Genomic DNA, 22,496 nt, shown 5'->3' with positions numbered 1-22,496 from the left:
GCCTTGATGACTCCTTCGACGTTCACGCCCCAGCCAACCGCCGATGCCCTGTTGCGCGCATGGCGCAGCGGCGACCTTCTGCAGTGTTTGCCCGCGCACCTGAAACCCGAGACCCTCGACCAGGGATACGACGCTCAGGATCGGCTGTTCAGTACGGCGGGTGGCCAACGTGTCGGTTGGAAACTTGGGGTCGGCAGCCCAGCGGCCATGCACGCCGGCAAGCTGACACGGCCGCTGGTTGGGCAACTCGATGCTGCGCGCTGCCACCCAAGCGGGGTCAGGGTACCGTTGCCGGCGCTGACGCCGGTCACTGTCGAATGTGAAGTTGCGTTCGTGCTTGACCGCGATGTACATCCTGAACCGGGGCGCGCACCGACAGCTGACGATATCCGTGCCACCTGCGTAACCTTCGAGGTCGTCCGCTCACGCTTTGTTGATCGCAAAAGTGTCGGCTGGCCGAGCTTTGTGGCCGACAACGTCGGTTTTGAAGCGCTGGTCATCGGGGAGCACATTTGCAGTGGCATCGACGATAGATTGCTGACTGAACTTGCCGCGACCGCGGTCGTGCATCTGGATGGCGTGCCACGGGCGCGTGGTTTGTTCGGCGATGCCGCGACAGACCCGATGCATTCGCTGGCAGCGTTGTATGCCCATGCGGCTGAGCGCGGGCAGGTTCTGCGTGCGGGCGATATCGTCTCGACAGGCGCCATGTGCGAACCGTTCGACCTGGTTGGCACTGGCCATCATGTCGCGGTGAAGTACTTTGACAAGGAACTGCTGTTCAGTGTTTAGCGGCCAAACTGCATGAGGCTTCACTGATTGCCGATAGGAATACCCTTCGATGCTTTTAGACACGGCCTTCGCCTGATCTATGCTTGGGGCGAAAACCTGTTATCGATCAAAGACTGTTGAGGCCTCGCACGTGGGGCAGGAGCAAGGATGGCCCAGTCAAAGAAAATCAGCGTCATGCTGTCCAGTCGCTGCAACGACCGTTTTCCCGCTGGCAGCGATCAAACCCTCAGCAGTATCCGCGCGCAGCTCAAGCGTGAGATAGAAGGCACGACGCTGTTCGGCAAACAACTGTTCGAAGTCTGGATCAACGAAGATGCCCCCCCAGCCGATGGCATGCAGGACAGTTGGGACGCTTGTTTACAAGCCGTGCGCGATTGCGATGTGCTGTTGGTGCTGTCCAATGGCAATGCCGGCTGGGCCAGTGGTGACGGTGACATCGGCATCTGCCATGCGGAGTATATGGAAGGGCTTGCCACCACGCGCGGGAAGGTGCGCTTCATCGCCATGCCGAATATTCCGATCGGTGATAGCCGGGAAGCTGAGGCAGCACGTAATCAGCGCTTCCAGGCGTTTATCGCGCAACAGACCCCGTTCAGGGGGGGAATGGTCTCTACTGTCGAGCAGTTGCGCGACCGCGTTCAGGAAGCGCTGCTCGACGCGGTGGTGGTTCTGACCCAGCGTGGGGTAACCGCTGCCGCTTCGAGCCGCTTCGACATGGGCCAGGCGCTCGATTGGACACGGATGGACTTTCGTCAGCGCAAACGCGCGATGGAAACGGTGTTGCTGCAGGCGCTTACGGGTGGCGAAGCCCCTGTGGGCGATGCGTATGCCATTGTTCCAATGGCCGACGTGAATATCGCTGTGTTTGTCCATGCAATCCCGGCTGCGTTCACCGTTGCCGCTGCGCGTGAGTTGGTGGGTAAACCCTTTCTACGTGACCATGAGCATGCTCATTTATTGCAAGGCGGGCATGGGCCGTTGCACCTGATTGCCTGCCATCGGGGGGCTACAGAGCATCAGGCCACGGCGTTGCTGGGCTTTGCTGATGCAACCGTGGTCAGCGGACCCTTCGGTGTGTTTGTCGCCGATGATGTACAGAAGGTACAGTTTGCCTTCCTGGCCAACTGCCGCGATGCGTCGCAAACGCGCCATGCGCTGCAGCGCTTCAGAGAATGGCTGGACCAGACCGGTGAAGCGCAGAGGCTGGCCAAGAGAGCCGTTTCGCGCGCCAGAATTGTCAGCGTTATTGCTGCCGAGCTTGAGGGGAGATAACAGGGATGTCCAAAGCACGCTTTACCGTAGGGCCGGTGTTGTCTTTTCGCGGCGTCAGTGAAACCGGGCAGTGGCAAGTGACTGCGTTGGTCGGGGTTGCACAGGGTTCTGCATTCCCCGCGCTGGTTATTGAAGGGCGGGCATGCGCTGCGCCGAAGGTGTTGCTGGAGCATGGCAAGGAAACCATCCTTCGCTATGACCTGAGCTGCGAGCAACAGGCCCAGGAGCGAACGGTGCAATTTGGTGCAGCGCAGGGCGGGCCGCAATGGCAGTTCTCCGTGCCCGGCCGAGACTATGCGCCGAGAATGGCCTACGTCTCTTGCAATGGCTTCTCCGACCCAAGTGGCATGCGCAAGTTGGTGCGCCCTGAAAACGCCGTCTGGGCTGACCTGATCAGTAACCATGACAGTACGCTGCGCGATGCAGGTTACGTGCTGGACAAGGAGCAGCTTTGGCACGAAGCCCGTATCCATGACAAGGGCTTGAAGCGCTTTCAATTGCTGTTGATGGGGGGCGACCAGATTTACTTCGATTCGATCTGGGAAGATATAACAGCGCTCAAGAAATGGGTCGGGCTGTCGCGCAAGGAGCAGTTGGCATTCAAGGTAGGCGTGACGCTGGAGAGGGAGATCGAATCTTACTATTTCGGGCTCTATGCCAAGCGTTGGCTGCCGGATACTCGGCGTGACTGGGGCCAGGCCAAGCCGAACCTGGATGCCGCTGATGCGATGGCGAGAATCCCCACGGTGATGATGTGGGACGACCACGACATCTTCGACGGCTGGGGGTCTTACAGCCCCGCCATGCAACACTGTGAGTTGTTCCAGGTGATGATGCGCCACGCGCGCAAGGCGTTCTGGGTGTTTCAGTTGCAGCATGCCCTGGATGACTTGCCGCCGCTGCAAGGGCTGAAGCGTGCAAATGTTTCCCAGCAGGACCCTCAGTACGAGCCGATAGCATGGGGCACACGGCTGAAAGGGGACCGTTTGGCCTTGCCACTTCTGGATGGCCAACCGGGCTTCAGTTTCGGCTTTCACATAGGGCCGGTATCACTGTTCGTGGCTGATTTGCGCACCGAGCGTTCACGCACCCAGGTGATGGGGGCCGCGACGTGGGCTGCCATGCAGGCTTGGCTCGGCACACTGCGTGACGGTGAGCCTGCTCATCCGGGGAGCAAATGCCAGCACCTGATCTTCATGTCCTCGGTGCCAGTCGCGCACCCCAAACTGTCGCTGGCTGAAGGGTTACTCGATACCTTCGGCCAGGACCATGTGCTCGACAGCAATGCTGACGACCTCAAGGACCATTGGTCGCACGGCGATCACGAGGGCGAGCGCAAGCGCCTGCTGGAATCGCTGACCCGGATTGCCGAGCAGAGGCTGCTGCGGGTATCCATCGCTTCTGGGGACGTGCACGTCGCGGCGTGGGGCAGCTGTTATCGCCGAGACATCCCGCCGACCTCGAACTGGGCGCAGATTCAGCAATTCACCTCGTCGGGTGTGGTGCATCCTTCGTTGATCGGCGTGGCCGAACGGCTGTTTCTGCAGTTGCTGAACCATACCGCGAGCAAGGTCCAGTCCATCGATGTGCAGCACTGTGTCGAGATGATGCTGTTCCCAGGGTTCAATCGCTATGTGATGCCATCCCGGAACTGGTTGGCGTTCGAGTTGGACATGGGCAGTGAGGCCGGTAGCAAGCTGTGGGCGACCTGGCGCTGTGAAACGGAGGCAGGGTTTTCCAACCACTTGCAGGCGGTGCATCCGGCTCAGAAGTAGAGCGTGCCAACAAATCCTGGCCTCAGTGCAGCCGATAGGCATCCTGCGCCATTGCGAGCATCAGATTGGCTCACTCGGCTTTACCCTGATCAGACCAAGGTCGGTGTTTGGGGGCAGGCGAACGCCCGCCCCGCCAGATCAATCTACCCGCACGAACACGTTCTTGGCCATGTCACTGCCACCAACGGCTTCCAGGCGCTTGCCGCCATCCAGTACGCGAACGTTGATCAGGGCTACCCCGTCCTTGTTGCGAGCAGTGACCACATCATCTTTGCGCTCCCACTCGTCAACCTTGACCTTGTTGCCGTTGGCGATGATGTAGTCGCTCGAGAACTCTACCGTCTGCTTGGGACCCTGGAAGCCCATCACGGTGGTGGTTTGTTCGTAAGTGCCTTCCAACGCGTCGCCGCCGCAGCCGGCCAGTACGCAGAACGGCAACGCCATGAGCACGAATTTGAGTTTACGCATGAGATTTCCTTATCGGTTGGTGGTGATGTCGGCGGGTCAACCCATGGCGGCCGTTGATTCAATCAAGACCCGCCATGCGCTGCCTTACAGGGGGCAGAGCTTACCTGAGTGACGCCGAGGTATCACGAAATGTCATCAACGCCTCTCACCAACGCGCACGTGGCCCAGCTTGGCCAAGTAGAGGCGCCCGGGGATTCCAGGCGTCATACGGGCAGGGTGGATTACCTGAACAGCGGCACGCCGCTGAGCTTCTGCAACTCGTCGAAGTCGATGTCGGCGCAGATCTCTATCACCTGCAGCCCATCTGACGTCACCTCCAGCACGGCCAGGTCGGTGTAGATGCGGCTTACGCAACCGATACCGGTCAGCGGGTAGGTGCACTCGGGCACGAGCTTGCTTTCGCCGGACTTGGTCAGGTGGTCCATCATCACGAACACTTGGCGGGCGCCCGTGGCGAGGTCCATCGCACCGCCTACAGCTGGGATCGAACCTTCGGCGCCGGTGTGCCAGTTGGCCAGGTCGCCCTTGACCGACACTTGGAAGGCGCCCAGTACGGCGATGTCCAGGTGGCCGCCACGCATCATCGAGAAGGAGTCGGCGTGATGGAAGAAGGCACCGCCGGTGAGCAGGGTCACGTGCTGCTTGCCGGCGTTGATCAGGTCATCGTCTTCTTCTCCCGGCGCAGGGCTTGGGCCCATGCCCAGCAGGCCGTTTTCGCTGTGCAGGAATACTTCCTTGTCGCCCAGGTAATTGGCCACCAGGGTCGGTGCGCCGATGCCCAGGTTTACATAGGCGCCTTCCTGAATGTCTGCGGCCACGCGCTGGGCCATCTCGGTACGGGAGAGTTTTCGGGTGATGGTCATGGCAGGCCTCAGACAGCGTTGGCGATCGAAGAAGCGGCAGCGCCGGAGACGGCGACCACGCGCTGGACGAAGATACCCGGGGTGATGATGTGTTCCGGGTCCAGTTCACCGAGTTCGACGATCTGGTCAACTTGGGCGATGGCGGTCTTGGCGGCCATGGCCATGATCGGGCCGAAGTTGCGGGCGGCCTTGCGGTAGATCAGGTTGCCCCAACGGTCGCCCTTGTGCGCCTTGATCAGCGCGAAGTCGGCGTGCAGCGGCATCTCCAGAACGTACTGGCGGCCGTCGATTTCACGGGTTTCCTTGCCTTCGGCCAGCAGGGTGCCGTAGCCGGTCGGCGAGAAGAACGCACCGATGCCCGAGCCCGCAGCACGGATACGCTCGGCCAGGTTGCCTTGCGGTACCACTTCCAGCTCGATCTTGCCGGCCCGGTACAGTTCATCGAACACGTAGGAGTCGGACTGGCGCGGGAACGAGCAGACCACCTTGCGTACGCTGCCCGCCTTGAGCAGCGCGGCAAGCCCGACCTCACCGTTGCCGGCATTGTTGCTGATGATGGTGAGGTCGCGGGTACCGGTGGCGATCAGGGCATCAATCAGTTCAGACGGCATGCCGGCAGTGCCAAAACCACCGACCATGATGGTCGAACCGTCGGTGATGCCTTCCACCGCGCTGGCGATGGACTCAAACGTTTTATTGATCAAAGCGAGCTCCTGGTTTTTCCTGGAGTGTGGGTTATCGACCTTGTCTTCGCGTGGCGAAGCGGTGGGCCAATCAGCACCTAGGAATTGTTGGGTGACTGCGTACTAGCGTGCCGCAAGATCGTGCACAAGTAGAGGGAGCTAAGCGGATTTTGTGCGATTATCGAACTGTTGTGCGATGTGTGAGTAGAGTTCAGGCACTGCCGCCGGCCTTCAGGCTGAAGAGGAAGATCTCACCTGAACCCGCTTGGAAGGCATTCACTCGGCGCTCCCGTTCTTTGGTGGCTACGCTGCCATCGAGGAACTGGTAGGCGATGCGCTTTTCCGCGCGCAAGAGCGTCGGGGCAGAGCGGTTGAAGGGTCATCCTGAGCCTCATCGGGGCGCTTGAGCGGTTGTGCGTTATGCCGATTCAGATCAGTCACAGACCAGACGGGAAATGCCGGGTGCCATGGGGATCGTCTACCGGAAAAGTGCTGCAACCTCAGGTGTCGGCGTTGCCCGTCGTGGCTTGTGGTCCAGCCGTTGGCTTGTTTCAAGGCGACAGCGGTTGGCCTGAGGAGCCTGATTTTTCAGCGTATTGACCTTTCGTTGTCGGCCCCATGCGCTAGCCTGATCACGCAGGCATAGGCGCATGGCGCCAGAAGAGCCCAAAGGGCCGATTGTTCGCGTTGACCGTGGAGCTAAGGGATGGGGCGTCGTACCGACAAGAAGGACCTGGGTGGGCAATTGAAGGCTTGGTGGTGTGTGGCGGTGTTGATCACCCTGGTGCTCGGCCCGTCGGGCTTTGCGTTAGCTGCTCAGGAAGCCGGCCAGGCACCCAGGCCTGCGACTGAGCCCGAAGGTTACGTGGCTACCACGACATGCCTTGGCTGCCACGTTGCGCAGGCCAAGGAATGGAAAGATTCAGATCACGGCTGGGCCATGCGCGATGCCACCGAGGCCAACGTACTGGGCAATTTCAAGGGGGCATCGTTCGACGAGGCCGGGGTAACGGCACGCTTCTTCCGCAAGCAGGGTGGTTTTTTCGTCAATACCGAAGGTGAAGACGGTAAACCTGCAGATTTTCAAGTGCTCTACACCTTCGGCCACTACCCGCTGCAACAGTATCTGGTAGCCCTGCCCAGGGGGCGCTTGCAGGCCTTGACCATCGCCTGGGACAGCAGAACCAAGGGGGAAGGCGGGCAACGCTGGTTCTCGCTCTACCCAGGCCAACGCTTTGCCCCCGATGACCCCTTGCACTGGACTGGCCGCTACCAGAACTGGAACGGCATGTGCGCGGATTGCCATTCAACCCGTTTGATGAAGAACTACGACGATCGTCAGGACAGCTTCGCTTCCACCTGGAAAGAACAGAATGTCGGTTGCCAGAGTTGCCATGGCCCCGGCCAGGCGCATGTCGACTGGGCGAACAAAGCTGCGCCTGGCGATCACACCCACGCGTCGGCCAAGGACATCGGCCTGGCGGTCGACTACAAGGCACTGGGCAGTCAGGGCCAGGTCGAACAGTGCGCGTTCTGCCACAGCCGCCGGCAAACGCTGGGCGTGGGCCAACTGCCCGGTCACCCGCAGCTTGACCAGAGCCTGCCGGCGACGCTGCGTAGCGGCCTGTATCACGCCGACGGCCAGATCGACGGTGAGGTGTACGAGTTTGGCTCGTTCACGCAAAGCAAGATGTATAACGCAGGTGTTGGTTGTACCGATTGCCACAATCCGCACACCAGCAAGGTGAAAGTCGAAGGCAACGGCCTGTGCCTGCAATGCCACAACGGCAACCCCCCGGTGGCCCGCTTCGCCACGTTGCAGGCCAAGGATTACGATACCCCCGCCCATCATCATCATGTTGCGGGCAGCCCCGGCGCCCAATGTGTCAGCTGCCACATGCCGACCAAGACCTACATGGTGGTCGACCCCCGTCGTGACCACAGTTTGCGGATCCCGCGGCCAGACCTCGCCAGCAAGGTCGACAGCCCCGATGCCTGCACCGCCTGTCACAAGGACCAGCAACCGGCCTGGGCGGCCAAGGCAATCGAGCAGTGGTTCGGCAAGCAGCAGCGGCCCGCACTGTTTGGTGAATCGTTCCAAGCGGTGCGCAACGGCGAAGGGATACCGTTGAGCTTGTTGAATACGGTCCTGGCAGACAAGAGCAAGCCGACCATCGTTCGCGCCAGTGCCGCCGAACAGATGGCCGACCTTGGCCCGCAGGCGTTGATCAGCCTGGGCTGGGCACTCAAGGATCCGAGCCCGCTGGTGCGCGCGTACGCCGCGTCGGGCTTTTCAAGTGTGCCGCCGGAGCAGCGCCTCAAGCCGTTGCTGCCCTTGCTTGAAGATCCCGCCCTGGCAGTACGCGACGAGGCGGTCCGGGCGCTCGCCGATGTGCCCAAGGCGCAGGTGCCGGTGCAATCGCTGGACACGTTCAGCGCTGCGTTGGCGGACTATGAGGCGCGTCTGCGCGGCAATGCCGACCTGCCCGGTGGGCGCTTGAACCTGGCGGTGCTGTTGAGCCGCCAGGGGCGCCAAGAAGAAGCCATGGACCAGTACCGTCAGGCATTGCGCCTGGACCCGTACTTTGTCCCTGCGCGGGTCAACCTGGCTAACCTAGCAACGGCCGAGCAACAGCTGGATGAGGCGGAAAAGGTGCTGCGTGCAGGCTTGGCATTGGAGAAGATGCCGGCCACCGACCACGGCAACCTGGCCTATATGCTGGCACTGCTGCTGGTAGAGCGACGTCAGCCTGAGGAAGCGCTGAACTGGATGGAAAATGCGGCCGTTGCGCTGCCGGGTAATTCGCGCATCCGCTACAACCAAGGCCTCTTGCTGTCGCGCATGAACCGCCGCGATGAAGCCTTGGTGGCCCTTGAGCGTGGGCTGCAGCAGGCACCGGAGAACGCCGACCTGCTGTACTCGCTGATCTACTTGCATGCCTTGGCCGGTGAACGCAGTGAAGCCTATGCGTATGTCCAGCGCATGCGCAAAGTTGCCCCGGACGATCCTCGATTGCAGAGCATCGAGCCCTATTGGCAAAAGTACGAAAGCACCCAATGAGCTGGCGCGATCGAGGTAAGCGTCTAGATTTACCTCGTCGCCTTCAGCAGTTGCGAACATCCAGGGGGCACCCTGTCGGTGCCCCGGCTGACAAGGAAGGGATCAGTGGATATACGCGAGCAAATAGCCGAGCTTGAAGCCAGTGTGGCGCAGAGCGTGCTGGGCCAGGCGGATACCATACGCCATGTGATCCTTGGCTTGCTGGCCAATGGGCATGTCTTGCTGGAGAGCCTGCCAGGGCTGGCCAAAACGCGCACGGTCAAGGCCCTGGCGACGCATCTGGAAGCCAGCATGCGGCGCATTCAGTTCACTCCGGACCTGCTGCCATCGGACATCACCGGTGGCGAAATCCTCCAGCAGACCGCGCAGGGCAACGAGATCAAGTTTCAACCCGGGCCGCTGTTTGGCAACGTGATTCTCGCCGACGAAATCAACCGCGCCCCGGCCAAGGTTCAGGCGGCCCTGCTCGAAGCCATGGAAGAGCGCCAGATTACCGTGGCCGGCCAGAGCTACCCGATGTCTGGGCTGTTCATGGTGCTGGCAACCCAGAACCCCATCGAACAAGAGGGCACCTATCCGTTGCCCGAGGCGCAGATGGACCGCTTTCTAATGAAGCTGCAACTGGACTACCCCAAAGTCGAGGATGAGACCCAGGTGCTACGCCTGGTGCGCAGCGAGGAACAGCAAGCCGGACACGCGCACCAGGCGCCTCAGCGCTTGCCCCAGGAGGTGGTGTTCGCAGCGCGCAGCGCCATTGCCGGGATTGAAGTTTCGCCAGCGGTCGATCGCTACCTGATCGATCTGATCAATGCCACTCGCCACCCGGCCGAGCATGACCCCGACCTTGGGCGCTGGATCAAGATCGGCGCCAGCCCGCGTGGCGGCATCAGCCTGGACCGGGTGGCGCGCGCCCATGCCTGGCTGGCCGGGCAGGATTTCGTCACGCCGGACGATGTGCGGGCGGTGGTCCACCCCGTGTTGCGCCACCGCCTGCAGCTGTCTTATGACGCCGTCGCCGATGGCATCGGTGCCGACCAAGTGATCGATCGGCTGCTGGACAAAGTGGCGATCCCGGCCTGAGCGGAGTGAGCCCATGCAACCGACCCAGGATGGTTTCGTCTATGCCTCGCTAAGCCAGCTCATGGCGTTCGAACATCGCGTGCGCGGGTTGAGTTTCTTGGCCCGGCAGCCGTTGGCCAGCATCCTGGCGGGCAATCATGCCTCACGCCTGCGGGGTCGCGGCCTGAGTTTCGACGAGCTGCGTCGCTACATCCCTGGCGATGATCTGCGCCACCTCGACTGGCGTGCCTCGTTGCGTTTCGGCAAACCGTTCGTGCGCACCTTCACCGAGGAGCGGGACCGGCCGACGCTGCTGCTGGTGGATCAACGCATGAACATGTACTTCGGCTCACAGCGCAGTTTCAAGTCGGTTACCGCCGCCGAGCTTGCGGCGTTGTCGGCATGGATTGCCCTGCATGCCGGCGACCGGGTAGGCGGTTTGGTCTTCGATGATAAGCAGGTGGTGCATATCAAGCCGCTGCGCAGTCGCGCACGGGTACAGCAGTTTTGCGCGGCCGTGGTGCGCAGCAACAACAGCCTAAGCGCAGCAGGCCCGGACAGTGAACAACAGGTGCAACTCGATAACATGCTGCGCGACGCCATCGGCATCGCCGGGCATGATGCCCTCGTGTGCATCATCAGTGACTTTGCCGGGGTTACCGAACAGACCCTGAAACTGCTGCGCCAGCTCAGTGCGCACAACGATGTGATCGCCATGCAGGTGTACGACCCCATCGCCCTGGAAGTGCCAGACAAGGGGCGGCTTACCGTGACCCAAGGTGAATTGCAGGTCGACCTTGAAGTTGGCCGTCGCCACGTGCAGCGGCCGTTGAGCGATTATCTCTCCGGGCGCTTGCAAGCGGTGGCCGAACTGCTGCGGCGTAGCCAGATTCCGTTGATGCTGATCAGTACCGGTGAAGAGGTGCTGGACCAACTGCGGCGCGAGCTTGGCCGGCTTGCGGGAGGTGCCCGATGAACGCGCCTGCGCCTGCGGCAACGATCGACCAGCTCAAGGAGCTACCGCTACCGGTATCCCCGTTCAGCTATGCCCCGCAAACTTGGGGCTGGTGGGTATTGCTGGCGATTGCCTTGGCGGCGGCGCTTGCCTATGCCGTGCTTGCCTGGCGGCGCTGGCAGCGTGAACGTTACCGGCGTGAGGCGTTGCAACGGCTGAACCAACTCGATGTGGCTCTGGCTATCCCCGAGCAACGCCTACAGGCCTTGCGGGAACTACCCGAATTACTCAAGCGCGTCGCGCTGTCGATGCCCGATGCACCGCCCGTGCACAGTTTGTCAGGCTCGCACTGGCAGGCTTTTCTTCAGCAACGGGCACGCTTTGCGCTGCCCGAACAGTTTGCCGAGCGCCTGCAGACCCTGGCCTATGCGCCTGATGCGCGGGTGCAATCGCTCGGCGCCGAAGAACTCAGCACCCTGGTGCACACCTGCCGACGCTGGATCGAGGCCCACCATGTGGCAGTTTGACTACCTCTGGGTGTTTTTGCTGCTGCCGTTACCCTGGCTCGCGTACCGGTTTCTGCGTCCGTATCACGAGGCGCACAGTGCGTTGCGGGTGCCGTTTTTCTTTGCCATGAGCCGGGCGGTCAATCAATTGCCGAGCACCTCACAAGGTTCGGGCGGTCGCTGGCAAGTGGTTATCAACCTGCTGGTGTGGGGGCTGCTGCTGGCGGCCTGTGCGCGGCCGGTGCTGGTGGAGAAGGCCATCGAGCACGACCAGCCGATCCGCGACATGCTGCTGGCCATCGATATCTCCCAGTCCATGCAGGCCAAGGACTTCACAGATGGCAATGGCCAGCAAGTGGACCGCTTGAGCGCGGTCAAAACAGTGGTGCGTGACTTCATCGACCAGCGCAAGCAAGACCGCATTGGCTTGATCGTCTTCGGGACCGGTGCCTACCCCCAGGCACCCTTGACCCTGGACCATGCCAGTCTGTTGCTGCTGCTCGATGAGGTAGGGGTGGGCATGGCCGGGCCGAACACCGCGATCGGTGATGCCATTGGCCTTGCCATCAAACTGCTGGACCAGGCCAAGGAACAGGAGAAGGTGCTGATTTTGCTCAGTGACGGCAATGACACCGGCAGTGCGATCACGCCGGAGCACGCCGCAGCCCTGGCACATGCACGCGGCATCACGGTTCATACCATCGGCATTGGCGATCCTCAGGCCAGCGGTGAGGACAAGGTCGACCTGCAGGCGCTGGAAAATATCGCGCGCACCACTGCCGGTCGGTTCTTCCGCGCCGACGACCGCAGTGCCTTGGCCCAGGTGTACGCCACGCTCGACCAAATCACGCCGCACACGGTCAAGACGTTCAGCCACCAACCCAAGCGGGACCTGTTCTGGTGGCCGTTAGGCGCGGCTTTGCTGTTGCTGGCCCTGAGTCACGGCCTGGCAGCGATAGCCGGCCCGTTGCGGGCAAAGCCCGCGCCGGCGAGGCCTTGATATGGACATCGACCTCAACGCGCTGCATCTGCTTCGCCCTTACTGGCTGTTGCTGTGGGTTCCGGCCGTGTTGCTGCCTTGGGCCTGGCAGCGGCGCAATGATCTGAAGCGGCAATTGCAGGGCATCATCGCCCCGCACCTGGTCGCGCATTTGATCATCACCCCAGAAGAACAGCAGCGCGTACGGCCGGTCCATCTGCTCGCTGCACTGCTCGGCATCGGGGCGCTGGCCGCTGCCGGGCCGACCTGGCAGCGCGATGTTCCGGCGTTCGTCGACAATCGAGCACCGTTGATCCTGGCGCTGGACCTTTCGCCCTCGATGGATGCCGACGATGTGCCGCCCTCGCGCCTGCAGGCCGCCAAGCACACGCTGCACGACCTGGTCATGCGCAGGGCAGGGGCGCGAACCGCGCTGGTCGTCTATGCCGGTAGCGCGCATCTGGTCTTGCCGGCGACGCAAGACCCGCAACTGCTCGACACCTTCCTGCAGGCGTTGTCCACCGATCTGATCAGCCAGCCAGGCAAGGACGTGCTGGGGGTGATCGAGGTGGCCAAGCGCTTGCTGGCCGCCGAGCAAGTACCTGGCACTCTGGTCCTGCTTACCGATGGCGCCGATGCCGGGCAGTTCGCAGCAATCCCAAAAGCGCTCGAGGGCAGTGATCTGCAAGTGATGGTGTTGGCGGTCGGCAGCCGCGATGCCGGCGTGCTGCGGGATGCTCAGGGCCGTACACGGATCGGCGCCGATGGGCGGCCGCTACAGGCGGTTTTCGACGAAGACGCTTTGCGAAAGCTGGCCAAGGCCAGCAATGGCCCGTTGGGCAGCCTGACCTTGAACGACGATGACCTCGATTGGGTCGAGTTGCATGCGCAGCAGCATTTTCAGGCGGCCCAGGGCGACCCGCAGCAGGTGCACTGGAAGGACGCCGGCTATTGGCTGTGCTGGCCATTGGCGCTCATTGCACTGTTGTGCCTGCGCCGTGGTTGGAAGGTGCAGTGGATGGCTAGCGTACTGGTGGCAGTGCTACTAGGCGCCCAGCCACAAAACGCCCAGGCCGGGCTTGTGGCCGATGCGTTCTTCACCGCCAACCAACAGGGGCGCTGGGCCTTCGAACATGGCCACTACCCTCAGGCCGCTGCGCATTTCACCGACCCCTACTGGAAAGGCCTGGCTGCCTACAACGCTGCCGACTACGACGTCGCCTTGGCCAGCCTCGGCAAGCTTGACAGCGCGCAGGCCTACTTCTATCGGGGCAACATCTACGTGCGCCAGTTCAAGTTTCCCCAGGCGGTCCAGGCCTATCAGCAGGCTTTGAAGCAGCAGCCCGTATTTCCTGAGGCCACCGCCAACCTGGCGCTGGCCGAGGCGTTGCTCAAGGACTATGAAGATCAGCAAAAAGCCGGCACCCCGGATGAGAAGGCTGACAAGGTGGTAGAGGACCAGACGCCCTCCAAAGGCGCCAAGCAAAAGCAACAGCAGACGCCGCAGGCAGCTTCCGATCAGGTCTGGTTGAACAACCTGACCACCTCGCCGGCCCAGTTTCTCAGGCGCAAGTTCCTGCTGCAGGACGCCTCGCGACAAACTGCGGAGGGCAGCTGATGAGACACTTGCTGTTACTGCTAGGGCTGTACCTGCCGTTGCTTGCAATGGCGGCGCCCGAGGCTCGGGTGCAGGCGCGTCTGGTGCCTGGCGGCGACACGGTGGTAGGCGCCACCGTCGAATTGCAGGTCGATCTGCTGGTCGATACCTGGTTCACCCAACCGCCAGTGCTGCCTTTGATCGACTTACCGGGCGCCACCGTGAGTGCGCCGAGCGGCGAGGCCCAGCACCTGAACCAAGAGCACGATGGCAAGACTTTCTTCGGCCTGCGCTACACCTACCAGATCACCCCGCAGGCAGCCCAGACCTTCACCCTCCCGGCGCAATCCTTTCAGGTGTTCCCAGGGCAGTCGGATGGCCCGTTGACGCTCACCAGCGAACCGCTGTCGTGGGTGGCCAAGGCACTGGCGGGTGACACGGGTGGGCATCGCCTGGTGGCGCGCAAGGTTAGCCTCGAGCAACAGACGCAGCTGTCGCATTCGCCACTGAGAGCAGGCGACAGCATTACCCGGCGTGTACTGACCCGCGCCGAGGGCGCCCAGGCAATGTTGCTACCGCCGCCGCCCTTGAGCGAAGTTGCCGGCCTCAAACGTTATGTGCAAACGCCCAGAGTGACACCTCTCAGTGATGGTCGGGGTGGCACGAGCGGTGGCCAGCGTGAAGACAGCGTGACCTACGTGGTGTCCGCCGCCGGGCACTACCAACTGCCTGCGATGGAACTGCAGTGGTGGGACGCCGCCAGCGGCCAAGCCAGGCAGGCAACGCTGCCGCCCATCGATTTGAACGTCACCGAAGGCACTTATAAAGCCCCCTTTTCCATCGACGAAGACTTGCGGGCGCTCGGTCGCCAGGCACAGTTGCGCCTGTCAGCGCAGTGGCTGTGGTTGATCGGCCTGTTGCTGTTAGGTGGGGGACTGATTTATCTCTGCAGGCCTTGGCTGTACGCGGCCTGGCGTCGGTTCGAAGGTTGGCAGGCGGCGCGCCGCACGGCACGCTTGCAGTCTGCGGACTACGCCTGGCAGTTGGCCCGCAAGCAACTTGCACAAGACCCCCCTGAGCTTGGCGGGCTGTACCTGTGGGTTCGACGCCGTACCGGGTACTACACGTTGTCTGATTTTTCCCAGCGTTTGCCCCCCTCATCAGGAATTCGTCTACTAGACTGGCTCCAGATCCGCTACGGCAAGCCAAGTGGCTCCGCTCAAGTGACGCCGCCGCTGGGCCCGACGCTTTCGCAGGCCAGGCGGGTGCTGGCACCCGAACACGTCCGCAGCAGTCAGCGCAACGGTTTGAAACCACTCAATCCATGATACGAGTCGAACAGGGTAGGTAGTACAGAGGAGGGATTCTGCATGCTTGACCTACAACGCGTACGCTGGTGGTGGGCGCTGTTGCTCATGCTGCCCTGGCTGGTGCAAGCCGCGGACCCATTACCGTCGTGGCGTGATGGGCCGTCACGCCAGGCCATCGAAGCCTTTGTCACGGCTGTGACCACCGAGGGCGGCAAGGACTTTGTGCCAGCGGTCGAGCGGGTTGCTGTCTTCGACAATGACGGCACCTTGTGGAGCGAACAGCCGTTGTATTTCGAAGTGCTGTTTGCCCTGGATGAGGTGAAACGACTCGCGCCTCAGCACCCTGAGTGGGCAAGCCAACAGCCGTTCAAGGCAGTTCTGCAGGGTGATCAGAAGACGCTGAGCGATAGCGGCATGGAAGGCCTGCTGAAGATCGTTGCCGCGACCCATGCCGGGGTCAGTACCGAGGCTTTCATCGCCAACACCAAGCGTTGGCTGGCATCGGCCGTGCACCCCCGCAGCCACAAGCCGTACACCGAAATGGTCTTCCAGCCCATGCTCGAACTCTTGCAGTACCTGCGGGCCAACGGTTTCAGAACGTACATCGTGTCGGGCGGCGAGGTGGCCTTCATGCGTGCCTTCGCTGAAGAGGTCTACGGGGTGCCGCCGGAGCAAGTGATCGGCACCACCCTGGATGCGCGTTTTATCGATGACAACGGCAAACTGTCGATCGAGCGGCTGCCCAAGTTGCTGCACAACGATGACGGGCCCGGCAAGCCGGTCAGCATCGACGCGCGCATTGGCCGTCGACCGATCTTCGCTTTCGGCAACTCCGATGGCGACCTGCAAATGCTGCAGTGGACCATGGCCGGCGACGGCAAGCGTTTTGCCGGCCTGGTCCACCACACCGATGCAACACGCGAATGGGCATACGACCGCGACAGCAAGGTCGGGCGCCTGGACAAGGCTCTGGACGCCGCCAGGCGCGCGAACTGGACCGTGGTGGACATGGCCCGGGAATGGCAGCGCATCTACCCATTTGAAAAGCAGCAGGCTCAATGAAAGAGACACCGCAGGGGCACAGGGAACCAGCCGAGTAGTAGGTCGATCGTGCGCGTAGTCGTGGCAATTGCCAGTAAACGTGATACGGAGAGATCGCCTTATGAAGTCCAGTAGAAGATGGATATCCACCCTCGCGCTCGCCGCCACTGCGGCGATGGGCGTGTGCGCGGCGAATGCCGCAGAAAAGCCCAATATCCTGGTGATTTTCGGTGATGACATAGGCCAGACCAACATCAGTGCCTATGGCCAGGGGGTGGTCGGCTACCAGACACCGAACATCGACCGCATCGGTAAAGAAGGGATGATGTTTACCGACTATTACGCCGAAAACAGTTGCACCGCCGGCCGTTCGAGTTTCATCACTGGCCAGACGCCGCTGCGCACTGGTTTGTCGAAGGTTGGCATGCCCGGTGTGCCGGTCGGCCTGCAAGCCCGTGACGTGACCATCGCCCAGGCATTGAAGGCGCAAGGTTATGCCACGGGCCAGTTCGGCAAGAACCACCTCGGCGACCGCGACGAGTACCTGCCCACCAACCACGGTTTTGATGAGTTCTTTGGCAACCTTTACCACCTCAATGCAGAGGAGGAGCCTGAGCGCGAGTTCTGGCCCAAGGATGACGCGGAATTCGTCAAGGCCGCCTCACCACGTGGGGTGATCAAATCCAGCGCCGACGGCAAGATCGAGGACACTGGCGCCTTGACCAAGAAACGCATGGAAACCATCGACGACGAGACCACGCAGGCGGCGATCAACTTCATCGACAAGCAGGTCAAGGTAGACAAACCGTTCTTTGTCTGGATGAACACCACGCGGATGCATGCGTTTACCCATGTGCGTGAATCCATGCGGGGCCAGAGCGGAATGGTCGGCAATGAATACGCCGATGGCATGCTGGAGCATGATGGCGATGTAGGCAAACTGTTGAAGACACTGGATGATCTGAAAATCACCGATAACACCATCGTGGTCTACACCACAGACAATGGGCCGAACCAGTGGTCGTGGCCGGACGCCGCCACTACGCCGTTCCGCAATGAGAAAAACTCCAACTGGGAGGGTGCTTATCGGGTGCCGGCGATGGTCCGCTGGCCAGGCAAGGTCAAGCCGGGAACGGTGTCTACCCAGATGTTCTCTGGATTGGACTGGTTCCCGACTCTGCTGGCCGCAGCAGGGGATACCGACATCAAGGACCGCTTGCTCAAGGGCACTGATGTGGCAGGCAAGAACTTCAAGGTCCACCTCGACGGTTTCAACCAACTCGATTACCTGACGGGCAAAGCCGACAAGAGCGCGCGTAACGAGTTCTATTACTTCAACGATGACGGTGTGCTGGTCTCCATGCGTTTCCAGGATTGGAAACTGGTGTTCTGCGAACAGCGCGCCCCTGGCGGGCTGCAAGTCTGGAGCGAGCCATTCACCTGTTTGCGCGTGCCGAAGATGTTCAACCTTCGCATGGACCCCTACGAGCGAGCTGATATCGTCTCGGACCAATACTACGATTGGTTGACCAAAAACGATTACTTGATCTTCCAAGGTACTCGCAAAGCAGCGGCATTCTTGCAGACCTTCGTCGAGTATCCGCCGAGCCAGCGTCCAGCGAGCTTCAGCATCGATCAGATCCGTGCTGACGTGGACAAGAAAATCGAAGAGAAGATGAAGAACTGAGCGTACGGCCCCGCGCCCGCCGTTGGCGGGCGCATTTTTTCTACATCCATTGCGGACTTGGCAACAGGTCCGCTAAGGCTTATCGATGCCAGCAGCTGTGAATTGCGCCCGCGTTCATACCCCTGAATCCACCGAAAACCGGACACCGCTGCAACTGATGCTGCCAGCGGCGCTGCTGTTCGTTTCTGGCGGTGCAGCGCTGATCTACCAAGTGCTCTGGGTCAAGCAGCTGTCCTTGGTGGTTGGGGTGGAGGTGTACGCCATCACCGCAGGCATCAGTGCATTTTTTGCCGGCCTGGCGCTGGGCGGGCTGGTGTTCGGCCGCTGGGCCGACCGCCTGCGGCGTCCGGTCAAGCTCTATGCCGGCCTAGAGCTGGCGGTGGCAATCGTTGCGGTGGCGGCGACCTTGGCCCTGGCGCAGAGTGCGGCGCTGTTTGCCCGCCTGGAGGCGAGCGTCGGCCTGTTGGCTTGGCTGCTGCCATTCAGCCTGGTCGGGCTGCCGGCGTTCCTGATGGGCGGCACCTTGCCGGTGCTGGTTCGGGCGCTGACCCCAAGCGAAGGGCAGATGGGCGAGGCGGGTGGTCGGCTGTACGCTGCCAATACCGCCGGGGCAATCCTCGGCACCTTGTTGGCGGCGTTCGTCCTGTTGCCCCAGCTCGGCGTAACCGGGGCCGCCGGTGTGGCCGCCTTGTTGAATCTGCTGGCGGCGCTGGGTGCATGGGTTGGGCGCGCCAAGGATGAGCGGGCACTGCCCACTGCTACGGATACTGCGCCAACACGTTCCCCGCAGGCGCGCTTGGCCCTCACCTTGTATTGCCTGGCGGGGGGCGTGGCGCTTGGTTACGAGGTGGTGTGGACGCAATCGATCGTGCAGTTCATGAGCACCCGCGCCTTTGCTTTCTCCGTGGTGCTGGCCACCTATCTGACCGGGTTGGTACTGGGCAGTGCCGTGTACGCCCGGCGTGCCGACCGCATCCGCGACCCGTGGGGGTTGTTCGGCCTGCTGATCGCGGCCGCTGGGCTACTGGCCTTGCTGCAGATCGCCGGGCTCGGGCGTTGGCTGGTGATCCTGCAGACCACGTTGGAAGGCCATGTATTGCAATTGACCGGTAGTCAGCTGGCAGGTATGTGCGCGCGCTTCGCCGCTGCCGCGTTGTGCGTGGTGTTCGTACCCACCACGTTGCTGGGTGCGGCATTCCCGCTGGCGTTGCGCCTGGCCGTGGACAGTGGCCAGGTGGGACGGGACGTGGGTGTGGTGGTCGCGCTAAACACCCTGGGCGGGATTGTCGGTGTCATGCTTACCGGGTTTGTTCTGGTGCCAGAGGTCGGGCTGGTACGCACCTTGGTCGTGCTCGCCTGTGTGGCGGCAGCCATCGGCGCAGTGGCGGCGTGGCGTGGCCACGCCGTGCACAAGGGGATGCGCGTAGCGGTCCTGCTGGTTGCCGTCGCGACCCTGGTCAGCGGCGCGCTGACTCCGCCACAGCGCCTGGCGCAACTGTTGCCCGGGGCGCGCAGCGGCGAGCTGGTGTTCTACCAGGAGGGCCGCGGCGGCACGGTGGCGGTGGTCAACCAGCAGCGTCAGGGCCAAGCGTTCAACCGCCTGTACATTCAAGGGGTTTCCAACACCGGCGATGCCATGCCGTCACTGCGCTATATGCGCCTGCAGGCGTTGCTGCCGTTGCTGATCCATCGCGGTGAGCCGCGCTCAGCGCTGGTGATCGGCTTCGGCACTGGGATCACCGCCGGCGCGATGCTGCGCTACCCGGGCCTGGATCACCCGGTGGTCGCCGAACTGCTGCCGCAAGTTCTGGCAGCGGCGCCGCTGTTTTCCGGTAACTACGACGCTGTGAACGACCCACGCCTGGACATCCGCCTGCGTGATGGGCGCCGTGAGCTTCTGCGCAGTGAGCAACGCTACGACGTGATCACCCTGGAACCACCACCGCCGTCTGCGGCAGGGGTGGTGAACCTGTACTCGCGCGACTTCTACCAGTTGGCGGCGTCGCGTCTGCAAGAACATGGGCTGGTCGCCCAATGGCTGCCGCTACCAACCCAGAACGACGAAGACAGCCGCTCGTTGGTGCGCAGCTTCCTTGACGTGTTCCCGCATGCCTCGTTGTGGACCACCGAGTTTCACGAAATGCTGCTGATCGGCTCGGCCACGCCCATGGTGCTGGATGTGCCGCGTATCCGCCAACGCTTCGAGCAGCCTGAGGTGTCAGCTGCGCTGTCACAGGTCGGTGTGAGTTCGCTCGGCGCCTTGCTGGCCACTTGGGTCACCGATAGGCAGGGCCTGGAGCGCTATGCCGGCGATGCTCAGCCGGTTACCGATGATCGACCACGCATCGAATACGCCCCGTGGGTCCGGCCGCGTGAAATCACCCGCGTACTGCCAGCGCTGCTGGCATTGCGGGTAGCGCCGCCGTTGGAAAACGCCAGCCCTTCAGTGCGGGCGGCGGTGAACGATGAGTGGCAACTGTTGCGACGTTTCTATGGCTTGTCGCTACTGGCTTACAACGGCGATCGCCAGGGCTGGATGCGCGAGGCGCGGGCCTTGGCGCCGATCAGCGCACAGAATCCTTACATGCGCTGGTTTACGGGTGGCGAGCGCTGAAGGGGTGGCGCACTCGCCGAAGCTGCAGCTTGGCTGATCAGGGCCGCTGGCGAGCCGTTCAGGCGACAGCTATCCTCCAGCGCACAGCGTTGCGTGGACGCGCCCAGGGATGAACGGCAATGATCGAGTTTGTGCTCCATGCCTTGCGTGCAAACCCAGAAATTGCAGTGTTCCTGGCCATCGCATCGGGCGTTCTGATCGGCCGGATACGCGTGGGCAGCTTTCACCTTGGCTCGGTTGCCGGGGCGCTGCTGATGGGCTTGGTCATAGGCCAGATCGGGCTCGAAGTGCCACATGAACTGAAGTCGGTATTTTTCGCCTTGTTCATCTACGCCGTCGGCTTCAAGAGTGGGCCGGAGTTCTTCGGTAGCCTCAATCGAGGCACCTTGAAACTGGTGCTGCTCTCGGTGGTCCTGTGCGGTACTGCGCTGGCCACGATACTGGCGATGTACAGCGTGTACGGTTTCGATGCGGGTTTCACGGCCGGGCTCGGAGCCGGGGCTTTGACGGACACGGCCATCATGGGCACGGCCAGCAGTGCCATTGCCCAGCTGTCTATCGACGAGGCGACCAAGGCGCAACTCAACAGCCATATGGCAGTGGCCTACGCCATCACCTACGTGTTCGGTACCATCGGCCTGGTGGTCTTCGTTGGCAGCATCGCACCGCGGCTGCTACGCGTGGACCTGGCCAGTTCTGCGCGGGAATTGGAGCGTTCGCTGGGGATCGAGCAGGAGGACGCTGCGTTGAGCATCCCCTATACGCGTATCGTGGTGCGTGCCCATCAATTGACTGCATCGGCGGCCGAGGGCATGCGCATTGCCGATATCGAGGCAGTGCACCGCAACCTCAGTGTCGAGCGGGTTGTGCGTGACGGCCGGGTGCTTGAGCGGGACGCGCAATTGCGCCTGCAGCGTGGCGATGTGCTAGGCGTTTACGCGTTACGCGAAGCCGTTGCCCAGCTCAACCCGTGGATCGGCCCCGAGGTGGATGACCCGCTCTCGATGTCGTTTGCCACCCGCACGGCGCACATCGTGCTCACCTCGCGCAAGCTGGCGGGCAAAACCCTGAAGCAGATCAAGCATGAACTGGTCGGCGCCATGCGCATGGGCTGTTACATCGTCGGTATTACGCGCCAGGGGCTCGATTTACCGCTGCTGCCCGACACGGTATTGCGCCGTGGCGATGTGATTACCCTGACCGGTCGCACCCGCAGCGTCGAAGCGCTGGCCGAGCAGTTGGGGCGGGTGCGCGAGGACCATCACAAGAGCGATATCGCGATCCATGCGTTGGGGTTGGTGGTCGGGTCGTTGCTCGGCATGTTGTCTACCCACATCGGCATCATTCCGGTCGAGTTGGGTGTGGGTGGCGGGGTGCTGCTGGTGGGCCTGCTGATTGGCTGGTACAACTCGCGTCATCCTGATTTCGGCGCGCTGCCGCCGGCCGCGCAATGGGCATTTTCAGAGTTTGGCCTCACCGCATTCGGTGCAGTCGTCGGGCTGCTCGCAGGCCCTGCCGCGCTGGCCGCGATCGAAACGCAAGGCCTGGCGTTATTGATCTCCGGGGCCGCAGTCACGCTGATCCCTCCCGTGGTGACCTTGTACTTTGGCTACTACGTGTTGCGCCTGCACCCGATGATCCTGTTCGGTGCCCTGGCCGGAGCGCAAACCGAAGCGGCGTCGATGAACAAGATCCTCGAGCAGTCCGGTAGCAATACGCCGGTCATCGGCTTTACCGTGTGCTATGCCATCTCCAATGTTCTGCTGGCGGTCTGTGGGCCTGTGATCATTGCGTTGACCACTACCTGAGGGTGCACTGCTCAGGTGAGGTTCAG

The 22,496-nt window shown here is 62.2% G+C and carries 17 protein-coding genes; 14 read left to right on the top strand and 3 right to left on the bottom strand.

The features are described from left to right. Window positions 1-6: 6 nt before the first annotated feature. From HU766_RS09995 to HU766_RS09985, 3 genes are all read left to right on the top strand, one after another. A complete protein-coding gene (locus tag HU766_RS09995) occupies window positions 7-792 on the top strand; it encodes a fumarylacetoacetate hydrolase family protein (protein ID WP_186655956.1) in 786 nt (261 codons plus the stop codon). A gap of 147 nt (window positions 793-939) precedes the next feature. After that, window positions 940-2,064, top strand: coding sequence for a DUF4062 domain-containing protein (locus HU766_RS09990; RefSeq protein ID WP_186655945.1), 1,125 nt, complete (start codon window positions 940-942; stop codon window positions 2,062-2,064). Window positions 2,065-2,069: 5 nt separating this feature from the next. Then, window positions 2,070-3,839 (top strand): alkaline phosphatase family protein, encoded by a 1,770-nt coding sequence (locus HU766_RS09985; RefSeq protein WP_186655942.1) that lies wholly within the window; start codon window positions 2,070-2,072, stop codon window positions 3,837-3,839. Between the two features lie 138 nt (window positions 3,840-3,977). Here HU766_RS09985 and HU766_RS09980 read toward each other — a convergent pair whose 3' ends face one another. The 3 genes from HU766_RS09980 to HU766_RS09970 all read right to left on the bottom strand — a co-directional run bounded on the left by HU766_RS09980 (window position 3,978) and on the right by HU766_RS09970 (window position 5,874). After that, entirely contained in the window at window positions 3,978-4,307 is a 330-nt protein-coding gene (locus HU766_RS09980; protein WP_033698419.1) for a hypothetical protein, read from the bottom strand. A 221-nt stretch (window positions 4,308-4,528) separates the two neighbouring features. Continuing rightward, window positions 4,529-5,170, bottom strand: a complete 642-nt coding sequence (locus tag HU766_RS09975; protein ID WP_033698417.1) for a 3-oxoacid CoA-transferase subunit B — start codon at window positions 5,168-5,170, stop codon at window positions 4,529-4,531. A gap of 8 nt (window positions 5,171-5,178) precedes the next feature. After that, the gene (locus HU766_RS09970) at window positions 5,179-5,874 is read right to left on the bottom strand and encodes a 3-oxoacid CoA-transferase subunit A (protein WP_186655939.1); all 696 of its coding nucleotides are present in this window, start codon (window positions 5,872-5,874) and stop codon (window positions 5,179-5,181) included. Window positions 5,875-6,559: 685 nt separating this feature from the next. On the opposite strand from HU766_RS09970, the gene HU766_RS09965 reads away from it, so the two are divergent. The 11 genes from HU766_RS09965 (at window position 6,560) to aspT (ending at window position 22,470) form a co-directional block, all read left to right on the top strand. Further along, window positions 6,560-8,914 (top strand): tetratricopeptide repeat protein, encoded by a 2,355-nt coding sequence (locus HU766_RS09965; RefSeq protein WP_186655936.1) that lies wholly within the window; start codon window positions 6,560-6,562, stop codon window positions 8,912-8,914. 105 nt (window positions 8,915-9,019) lie between these two features. Continuing rightward, a complete protein-coding gene (locus HU766_RS09960) occupies window positions 9,020-9,994 on the top strand; it encodes an AAA family ATPase (protein WP_186655933.1) in 975 nt (324 codons plus the stop codon). A 13-nt stretch (window positions 9,995-10,007) separates the two neighbouring features. Further along, the gene (locus tag HU766_RS09955) at window positions 10,008-10,949 is read left to right on the top strand and encodes a DUF58 domain-containing protein (protein ID WP_186655930.1); all 942 of its coding nucleotides are present in this window, start codon (window positions 10,008-10,010) and stop codon (window positions 10,947-10,949) included. Beyond that, the gene (locus HU766_RS09950) at window positions 10,946-11,455 is read left to right on the top strand and encodes a DUF4381 domain-containing protein (RefSeq protein WP_186655927.1); all 510 of its coding nucleotides are present in this window, start codon (window positions 10,946-10,948) and stop codon (window positions 11,453-11,455) included. The genes HU766_RS09955 and HU766_RS09950 overlap by 4 nt, the downstream gene beginning before the upstream one ends. Then, on the top strand, window positions 11,442-12,434 hold the full coding sequence (locus HU766_RS09945) for a VWA domain-containing protein (protein WP_186655924.1): 993 nt from the start codon (window positions 11,442-11,444) through the stop codon (window positions 12,432-12,434). The genes HU766_RS09950 and HU766_RS09945 overlap by 14 nt, the downstream gene beginning before the upstream one ends. A gap of 1 nt (window position 12,435) precedes the next feature. Next, window positions 12,436-14,031 (top strand): VWA domain-containing protein, encoded by a 1,596-nt coding sequence (locus HU766_RS09940; RefSeq protein ID WP_186655921.1) that lies wholly within the window; start codon window positions 12,436-12,438, stop codon window positions 14,029-14,031. Then, the gene (locus tag HU766_RS09935; RefSeq protein ID WP_186655920.1) at window positions 14,031-15,338 is read left to right on the top strand and encodes a BatD family protein; all 1,308 of its coding nucleotides are present in this window, start codon (window positions 14,031-14,033) and stop codon (window positions 15,336-15,338) included. Before HU766_RS09940 ends, HU766_RS09935 begins: the two co-directional genes overlap by 1 nt. A gap of 42 nt (window positions 15,339-15,380) precedes the next feature. Next, window positions 15,381-16,382, top strand: coding sequence for an HAD family hydrolase (locus tag HU766_RS09930; RefSeq protein ID WP_186655917.1), 1,002 nt, complete (start codon window positions 15,381-15,383; stop codon window positions 16,380-16,382). Window positions 16,383-16,482: 100 nt separating this feature from the next. Beyond that, window positions 16,483-18,048, top strand: coding sequence for an arylsulfatase (locus tag HU766_RS09925; protein WP_186655914.1), 1,566 nt, complete (start codon window positions 16,483-16,485; stop codon window positions 18,046-18,048). A 157-nt stretch (window positions 18,049-18,205) separates the two neighbouring features. Then, a complete protein-coding gene (locus HU766_RS09920; protein WP_238338595.1) occupies window positions 18,206-20,662 on the top strand; it encodes a fused MFS/spermidine synthase in 2,457 nt (818 codons plus the stop codon). 119 nt (window positions 20,663-20,781) lie between these two features. Next, window positions 20,782-22,470: an aspartate-alanine antiporter gene (gene aspT, locus HU766_RS09915; protein WP_186655901.1), complete on the top strand. Its 1,689-nt coding sequence runs from the start codon at window positions 20,782-20,784 to the stop codon at window positions 22,468-22,470. Window positions 22,471-22,496: the final 26 nt, after the last annotated feature.

The sequence above is a fragment of the Pseudomonas sp. SWRI77 genome, assembly GCF_014269105.1.
GTDB lineage: Bacteria > Pseudomonadota > Gammaproteobacteria > Pseudomonadales > Pseudomonadaceae > Aquipseudomonas > Aquipseudomonas capeferrum.
The sequence above is the reverse complement of the archived record's forward strand: the minus strand, read 5'-3'. Positions and strand labels throughout refer to the sequence as shown.

Coding starts and splice junctions, on each gene's coding strand:
- HU766_RS09995 (WP_186655956.1), top strand. CDS start 7: ATGACTCCTTCGACGTTCACGCCCCAGCCAACCGCCGATGCCCTGTTG.
- HU766_RS09990 (WP_186655945.1), top strand. CDS start 940: ATGGCCCAGTCAAAGAAAATCAGCGTCATGCTGTCCAGTCGCTGCAAC.
- HU766_RS09985 (WP_186655942.1), top strand. CDS start 2,070: ATGTCCAAAGCACGCTTTACCGTAGGGCCGGTGTTGTCTTTTCGCGGC.
- HU766_RS09980 (WP_033698419.1), bottom strand. CDS start 4,307: ATGCGTAAACTCAAATTCGTGCTCATGGCGTTGCCGTTCTGCGTACTG.
- HU766_RS09975 (WP_033698417.1), bottom strand. CDS start 5,170: ATGACCATCACCCGAAAACTCTCCCGTACCGAGATGGCCCAGCGCGTG.
- HU766_RS09965 (WP_186655936.1), top strand. CDS start 6,560: ATGGGGCGTCGTACCGACAAGAAGGACCTGGGTGGGCAATTGAAGGCT.
- HU766_RS09955 (WP_186655930.1), top strand. CDS start 10,008: ATGCAACCGACCCAGGATGGTTTCGTCTATGCCTCGCTAAGCCAGCTC.
- HU766_RS09950 (WP_186655927.1), top strand. CDS start 10,946: ATGAACGCGCCTGCGCCTGCGGCAACGATCGACCAGCTCAAGGAGCTA.
- HU766_RS09945 (WP_186655924.1), top strand. CDS start 11,442: ATGTGGCAGTTTGACTACCTCTGGGTGTTTTTGCTGCTGCCGTTACCC.
- HU766_RS09940 (WP_186655921.1), top strand. CDS start 12,436: ATGGACATCGACCTCAACGCGCTGCATCTGCTTCGCCCTTACTGGCTG.
- HU766_RS09935 (WP_186655920.1), top strand. CDS start 14,031: ATGAGACACTTGCTGTTACTGCTAGGGCTGTACCTGCCGTTGCTTGCA.
- HU766_RS09930 (WP_186655917.1), top strand. CDS start 15,381: ATGCTTGACCTACAACGCGTACGCTGGTGGTGGGCGCTGTTGCTCATG.
- HU766_RS09925 (WP_186655914.1), top strand. CDS start 16,483: ATGAAGTCCAGTAGAAGATGGATATCCACCCTCGCGCTCGCCGCCACT.
- HU766_RS09920 (WP_238338595.1), top strand. CDS start 18,206: ATGCTGCCAGCGGCGCTGCTGTTCGTTTCTGGCGGTGCAGCGCTGATC.
- aspT (WP_186655901.1), top strand. CDS start 20,782: ATGATCGAGTTTGTGCTCCATGCCTTGCGTGCAAACCCAGAAATTGCA.